Source organism: Gordonia otitidis NBRC 100426, from assembly GCF_000248075.1.
Classification (GTDB): Bacteria; Actinomycetota; Actinomycetes; order Mycobacteriales; family Mycobacteriaceae; genus Gordonia; species Gordonia otitidis.
In genome coordinates this window covers 1-6,832 of the sequence record NZ_BAFB01000020.1, presented here as the reverse complement: position 1 = coordinate 6,832, position 6,832 = coordinate 1, and the positions used below count along the sequence as shown (strand labels likewise).

At 65.1% G+C, this 6,832-nt stretch carries 7 protein-coding genes; 3 read left to right on the top strand and 4 right to left on the bottom strand.

Annotated features, from left to right (window positions below):
- Window positions 1-562: 562 nt before the first annotated feature.
- The 4 genes from GOOTI_RS02140 to GOOTI_RS02125 all read right to left on the bottom strand — a co-directional run bounded on the left by GOOTI_RS02140 (window position 563) and on the right by GOOTI_RS02125 (window position 3,034).
- Window positions 563-1,156: a mycothiol transferase gene (locus GOOTI_RS02140; protein ID WP_007236902.1), complete on the bottom strand. Its 594-nt coding sequence runs from the start codon at window positions 1,154-1,156 to the stop codon at window positions 563-565.
- 402 nt (window positions 1,157-1,558) lie between these two features.
- Window positions 1,559-2,122, bottom strand: a complete 564-nt coding sequence (locus GOOTI_RS02135) for an NADPH-dependent FMN reductase (protein WP_007236901.1) — start codon at window positions 2,120-2,122, stop codon at window positions 1,559-1,561.
- Between the two features lie 55 nt (window positions 2,123-2,177).
- Window positions 2,178-2,432: a hypothetical protein gene (locus GOOTI_RS02130; protein ID WP_007236900.1), complete on the bottom strand. Its 255-nt coding sequence runs from the start codon at window positions 2,430-2,432 to the stop codon at window positions 2,178-2,180.
- Window positions 2,429-3,034, bottom strand: a complete 606-nt coding sequence (locus tag GOOTI_RS02125) for a recombinase family protein (protein WP_039993161.1) — start codon at window positions 3,032-3,034, stop codon at window positions 2,429-2,431. Before GOOTI_RS02125 ends, GOOTI_RS02130 begins: the two co-directional genes overlap by 4 nt.
- A 302-nt stretch (window positions 3,035-3,336) precedes the next feature.
- Between GOOTI_RS02125 and GOOTI_RS02120 the strand changes: the two genes are divergently transcribed.
- The 3 genes from GOOTI_RS02120 to GOOTI_RS02110 all read left to right on the top strand — a co-directional run bounded on the left by GOOTI_RS02120 (window position 3,337) and on the right by GOOTI_RS02110 (window position 6,773).
- A complete protein-coding gene (locus GOOTI_RS02120; protein ID WP_007236898.1) occupies window positions 3,337-4,761 on the top strand; it encodes a carboxylesterase/lipase family protein in 1,425 nt (474 codons plus the stop codon).
- A 94-nt stretch (window positions 4,762-4,855) separates the two neighbouring features.
- Window positions 4,856-6,421, top strand: a complete 1,566-nt coding sequence (locus GOOTI_RS02115; RefSeq protein ID WP_007236897.1) for a glycosyltransferase 87 family protein — start codon at window positions 4,856-4,858, stop codon at window positions 6,419-6,421.
- Window positions 6,360-6,773 (top strand): TIGR02611 family protein, encoded by a 414-nt coding sequence (locus GOOTI_RS02110; RefSeq protein WP_039993162.1) that lies wholly within the window; start codon window positions 6,360-6,362, stop codon window positions 6,771-6,773. The genes GOOTI_RS02115 and GOOTI_RS02110 overlap by 62 nt, the downstream gene beginning before the upstream one ends.
- Window positions 6,774-6,832: the final 59 nt, after the last annotated feature.

Genomic DNA, 6,832 nt, shown 5'->3' with positions numbered 1-6,832 from the left:
CCCCCCCAGCACGTCCTTCCCAGTCAATCCACCGACACACCGAGTCGTAGCGATCGGCAAGCATGGGATCCAACTCGAAGTAGCGGACCATCAGCTTCTCGAACTTCGTACCGCGCTCCGAGTTCGACGGCGCCTGCCTGAACGCTTCTATGACATCGTGGATCGATCCCACCTGTGACACTCCCTACTCGCGACGACAAGTCTCTATCTTGCCCTGACACGATCTGGAGGCATGGGAGGCCTCTCGACCCGCCGCGAAACTCCGGCTATCTGGCTCCTGACCTGCGCCAATGACACTCCGCCCCGGGGTGTTGACCTCCCCGCAGTCGCCGGTAAGGTCGCACAACTTGGCTCCTCATCGCCAGTTGCCCTTCCGTCGATTAGAAGCCAATCCAATACAAATCCAATACACAGGTCGATCCGGTCACCTGCAAAACCCCAGATGCCGGCAGAAACCAAAATCCACCAAAGTGGCAGTTCAAAGGTTTAAACCAGGTGTTTCAGAACCGTTCACACAGGGGAGGTCGCTGGTTCGATCCCAGCCGGGACCACCGTGAGTCGTTCAGGGCCCGATCGTCCCCGGCGTGGGTTCGTAGGGCGTGAAGAACTGGTTGGCAGGCGCCCCCTCGATGGTCATCACGAGCGCTGGAACCGACATCCCGTCGATCTGCTCCCTGATGATGTCCGCGTGCCCCGCGTGGCGGGCGTACTCCTCGATGAGGTGAACAAGGAAGTAGCGCAGTCGAATCGGCTGGGCGTCGAACTGCCCGTACCACGGCGATGGCGGGGCAACGACGTCGCTGTCCGGATCGCTGGCCAGGATCGCGGTCCGTAGCTGTACGCGCGCGGCGTCGAAGTCGCGGAGCAGATCGTCGACGGACTCGTCCTGACCGACCACGAATGCGGCGAGGTACCGGGCAATTCCCGCATCGTCGACGACGGGTGCGTCGACCGTGCCGGCGAGGCGCGCGACTGCCCCGTGCATGCCGTCGAGCACGTGTTTGATTACTCCGCCGACCGAAAGCGCGCTCCTGCAGGGGGTTTCGCGTAGCTGTGTCTCGGTCAGCCCGAACGCCGCCGCTCGAATCGCATCGAGTTGCTGGTCGACGTAGTTGGCGATCCCGGTCACTTCGTCGTCGCGCTGTGGTGAATACATCGAGAGGCTCCCATCAAAGTTGTTCGAACTTCTGATGAGAGCCTCTCAACGATTGCGGTTAGTTTCGGTCCGCCATCGATGCCGGTTTCCGCTACGGTTTTTCGCGTCTACCTGCTGGATGTCCGCGAGCGGCTCCGGTGAACCGTGCGTGAACTCGAGTGAATGCGCGGCGTCGCGCGTCGTGATGTTGGCGGTGGTTGTGTCGGGGGGACGGCTGTGCGGGCCTCAGGAAGCAGGACACGGGTTTTCCGCGGGTTGTGCGCGCTTCCGCGGGTTGTTGCGCGTGGCTGAAACTAGGGGAAGGATTCCTTCCCCTAGTTTCAGCCACGCGCGCCGTCGGCCGGTCCGTCGGCGCGTCGACGGACCGCAGGGAGGTTTACTCCGCCCCGACGACGCCTCACATCATCCGCGCAACGGTGCCAGCGCAGCCGACAGCTTCACGATCTCGTCGAGCTGGGCCTTCACCACGGCGCTCTGCTGCTCGTTGGGTTCGAAGACCCCGTCGTCGGTCAGTTGCTTCTGCGGGAAGTTGATCTCGACGTTGCCCTTGGTCATCACCATGCCCAGGGCCGACACGACGATCCGTAGTGCCACCTGGGCACGGGTACCCGCCGAATTGCCACCCCAGTTGACGAACCCCACCGGCTTGCGGTCCCACTCGCTATGCAGATAGTCCAGGGCGTTCTTGATCGCGGGGGAGTAGCTGTAGTTGTACTCGGGGAAGACGAAGAGAAACCCATCTGCTGCCTCGACGCGCGCGCTCCAGGCCTTGGTGTGATCCTTCACGTAGTTCTTGAGTCGAGGGTGATTCGGCTCGTCCATGAACGGGAGATCGAGCTCGGCCAGATCGACGAAGTCGACCTCGTAGCGATCGTCGGCGTCGGCGGCGGCCTTGACCCATTCGGCGATCGGACCACCGATTCGGCCCTCGCGGACACTACCGAGAATGATCATGAGCTTGGTCATGTGAGTCTCTTCCCTGTTCAGATGTTGTGCGCGGCGTGTGCGCCATCGATCGTAGTCAGCGCCGCGACTGCCGTACGAAGCCGTAGAGCGCAGCTCGGTAGCCGCGTTCGTAGCTCTGCGTGATGTCGGGTACGTCGCCGGATGCGAGTGCCGACGACGCGTGGTGACGAGCCCACGCGGCCGGCATGGTGGCGAGATACGTTGTCGCATCGTCGAATCCGCGTTGGAAAACCTCTTCGTCGAGAGTGTCGTCGACGAGCGGCGGCTGAGGTGGTGTCGTCGGGAACGCGACGATTCGGCCACTGGTCATCTCGTGGGTCTCTTTTCTGCGAGGGTGCGATAGAGGGTGGCGCGACTGACGCCGAGTGCTGTGGCGATGGTGGGGACCGGTTCGCCGTCGGCGCGCATCTGATGTGCGAGTGCGACCTGCTCGTCGGTGAGGGCGCGTGGTCGTCCGAGGTGACCTGCTCGGTGGCGATCACCGGTGGAACGCACGCGAAGTCGGGCTTCCGCTGCCTCGTCATTGGCCACGGCGAGCGAGGCGAGCACCCCGACGAGGGTCGAGCCCGCGTCGTCGTAGGTGCTCAGACCTTCGCGGACAGCCTGTATCCCCACGTCGTGGTCTGTGAGCATGCGGACGGTCGCGAGCACCTCGGCGGCGGTCCGCCCCAGGCGATCGATGCTCACGACGACGACGGCGTCGCCGGGTCTGGCGTAGTCGAACAGTGCGTCGAGGCCGGGGCGTGGTCCGATGACGACTCCGGTGGCGCTCTCGTCCCGGTAGATCCGACGAGGCTCGACGCCCCGTGTGGTGAGGGTGTCCACCTGCGAGGCGAGCGGCGGTGCGCCGACGCTCGCACGCGCATACCCCAGCACCATGCGCGGCGAGGCCGACGGAACTGTCACGACCATGTTGAACAACCTATCTCATAAGTCGACTGCCGATGAGATTTAAGGACGGTGTTTTGAGAGCGCGCGCCAGATCGCCGTGCTTCACGAAAGTCGGCTTACATGACTAGAAGACGTCTTCACTCACCATCTCCCACCACGGCCCAGGCTGTCATTCTGAGACAGATGTCAGAACATAGCGAGAGTTATGAGACGGTTTCGTCGGGACTCGCTCGCGGCCCCTCGGACGGGCGGCTCGTCTGAGCGGCGATGGGTCTTGCTGATCGCGGCGTGATCATCCTCATCGCGGCGTACTGTCCGCGTGCATGACGCGATCACATCTCGACGCTCCTGTTGTCACGACCGGCGCGGGACGAGTCTCGGGGCGAACACACGACGGCGTGGCGGCCTTCCTGGGGATTCCCTACGCGGCTGCGCCGGTCGGACCGGTGGCGTTCGACGCGCCGGGTCGCCCGCCCGCCTGGGAGGGTGTGCGCGAGGCGGATGGCTACGGACCCACAGCTCCGCAGGTGGCCTACCCCGCGCCGATTGCGGCCTTGCTCGACAACGTGATCGAACTCGGCGACGACTACCTCAACCTCAACGTATGGACCCCCGACCCGGGCGCGGGCGGGCTGCCGGTGATGGTGTGGATCCACGGGGGCGCGTTCACCCGTGGATCCAACAGGCTGGCCATCTATACAGGCGATACGTTCGCCCGTGACGGTGTGGTCTGCGTCGGCATCAACTATCGACTGGGCACGGCCGGGTTCGCCTCGGTGCGTGGGGGCGTCGAGAACAGAGGACTGCGCGATCAGATCGCGGCGCTCGAGTGGGTGCAGGCCAACATCGAGAGCTTCGGCGGCGACCCCGGCAACGTGACGGTCTTCGGCGAATCCGCGGGGGCGATGAGCGTCGCGGCACTGCTGTCGTCTCCGTTGACGCGGGGGCTGTTCGGACGCGCGATCATGCAGAGCGGCAACGGTTCCGTTGCGGCGACCATCGACGATGCGCGAAGAGTGAGCGCGCGCCTGGCCGAGATCCTCGGGGTCGACGCCGACGCGGAAGCGTTCGCGGCGGTGGATGCCGACGCGCTGCTCGCCGCACAATCGCAGCTGGCCCTCGAATGCATGCTTGACCCCGACCCCGCGGTCTGGGGCGAGTCGACGGTGCGGCAGGGGATGGGCATCATGAGCCAGATTCCCGTCGTCGACGGCGAGGTGCTCACGGCCGTACCGCACGAGGCGATCGCATCGGGTGCAGGCGCCGACATCCCGTTGCTCGCCGGATGGAATGCCGACGAGTTCCGGTTCTTCCTGGCTGCCACGGGCGGTGCGGAGGCGGTCACCGAGCAGGCCGCCGCCGCGATCCTCGGCCGGGTCGACGGCGGCCTCGACCACCTACGAGCCAGGCTCGACGTCGGTGAGCGCGCGGGCGATGTGCTCGCCGCGGCTCTCACCGCTCGCGCGTTCGCCGACCCGACGGAGGCGCTCGCGGCCTCACGCGCTCCGGATTCCACCCACTTGTACGAGTTCGGATACAGCAGTCCCCATGCCGACATCCGGGCAGGCCACGCAGTGGAGATCCCGTTCGTGTTCGATCACGTCGACCAGGCGCACGCGCTGGTGGGCCCCGAACCGGACCAACGCATCGCCGACGAGATGCACCGCGCGTGGGTCGATTTCGCGACCACCGGAGATCCGGGATGGATGCCCGGTCGGAGCAGGCATCACGTGCGACGCTTCGACTGACGCATGAGACGAACCCACCGAGGGGAAAGCCGACATTCGTCCCGTTCGGCGATTCGGTTTCTGACCTGCGACGAGAGTTGGCTACGGTGTCTGCATGTCGGAGAGTGCCACAGTCATGCGACGGCCGTCGCCGCTGGTGCTCGGCCGGAAGCCTGTCGCTGCCGTCGGAGTGCTCGCGATCCTGGCGATCGCGTTCCACATATTCGTGATACCGATCGACGCGCGCTTCTACGGACTGTTCGACAACGTCACCGATCTGTTCGTCTATCGGGCGGGTGGCCAGGTCGTTCTCGACGGTAAGCCGCTCTACGAATTCCCGGTCTCCGGTCGACTGAGCTTCACCTATCCGCCGTTCTCGGCGGTGGTGTTCACGGTCTTTGCGCTGATGAGTGCGATGGCCGCGAAGATCGTCTGGTGGGTCGCGATCTTCGTCGCACTCGTGCTGACCGTGTATCTGGGCATGCGCACGCTCGGCTACCAGGGCGACCGCAGACTCGCGGTGTTCGCTGTGTGCGGCGCGGTGTGCACGACAGTGCTCGAACCGGTGCGCACGACCATCTGGCTCGGTCAGATCAATGTCTTCTTGATGTTCATCATCCTGCTCGACCTCGTCTTCCTCGATCTGCTGCATCCGCGTTCGAGGCTGCGCGGTATCGGCGTCGGGATCGCGGCGGGGCTGAAACTGACTCCGGCGTTCTTCGTCCTGTATCTACTCGTTCTGCGTCGGTGGCGTGCCGCGGCGATGGCGGTCGTGGCCTTCGGAGTCACTGTCGCGGTCGGCTATATCGTCATCGGCGCCGGCGCGCATCAGTACTGGACCACGTATGTGACCGGCGAGTCGCGCATCGGACGTGTCGACTCGCCTGCGAACCAGTCGGTGAACGGCTTCATGGCGCAGATGTTGGCCTACTTCGATATTCGACGGTTCTCGCATCCGGCACCCGGCGGTCCGCTGTTCTCTGCGCCTGATTGGCTGTGGGTGCCGGTGGCGCTCGTCGCGGCGGTACTCGGTCTCTGGGCGGCAGTGGTGTCCTATCGCCGTGGTCGGAGACTGCTTTCGGTCAGCATCGCGGGAATGACAGCCGCGACGGTCTCCCCGTTCTCCTGGGGACACCACTGGGTGTGGGTCGTGCCGCTGTTGGTCGTCGCGTTCGACTTCGCCTACCGTGGCAGCCTCGACGGGCGCCGACGCTGGTGGCGATGGCTCGCGCCGCTGGCGATCTGCGCACTCTCGTTCTCGTACTGGTGGAACTACTTCGGCAGCGGCCCGCACTATCGAGCCGACCACATCATCGCGATCGGCTTGTTCATGATGCCGCGCTACCCCGACCCAGGTGTGCTCGATCGCCTGTCGGTGGTTCTCTACTCGGGGTGTTATCCACTGATCCTGCTGCTGACGATCATCGTCACGCTCGTCGTCGAGTTTCGGGAGCGCAGAGCCGAGAAGCAAGGGCAGGCAGCTGATTCGTCGGAGACCTCCACTACGGCGGACACGGGCGCACCCGAGTCGTCTACGTACCCTGGAACCATCGAGTCTTCGTCCGGCGTGGAGTCCCGCTCCGTCCCGGGCACAGCACCTGCGGAGAGTGGAGCACGGCGTGCCGACGTGGCAACGAGTACGGATCTGGAGTCGTCAGCGCAGATTCGTCATCCGGCGTGATGCACGGCTGAACCTCACCTACCGGATCGTCGTCGGCGTCGTGGGTGCGCTCGTACTCGCCGGCGGCATCGTGGCGATCCCGTATCCGGGTCCCGGCTGGCTGATCGTCTTCCTCGGCTTGGGGATTCTGGCGTCGGAGTTCTCCTGGGCGCAACGGCTCCTCCGGTTCGCGCGGAGCAAGTACGACGCCTGGCTCGACTGGATGAAGCAGCGCCACTGGTCGGTGCAGGGCGTCTTCGGGCTCGCCACCTGTGTGGTCGTGCTCGCCTCGCTGTGGGTCCTGGGCGTGTTCGGCACGGTCGGCGGATGGTTCGGAGTCGACGCGGACTGGGCGCAGAGCCCGATTCTCTAGGTGCAGGTCAGGAGGCGGGGACGCGGTGCCCACGGCGTTCTCGTCCGCGGATACGATTC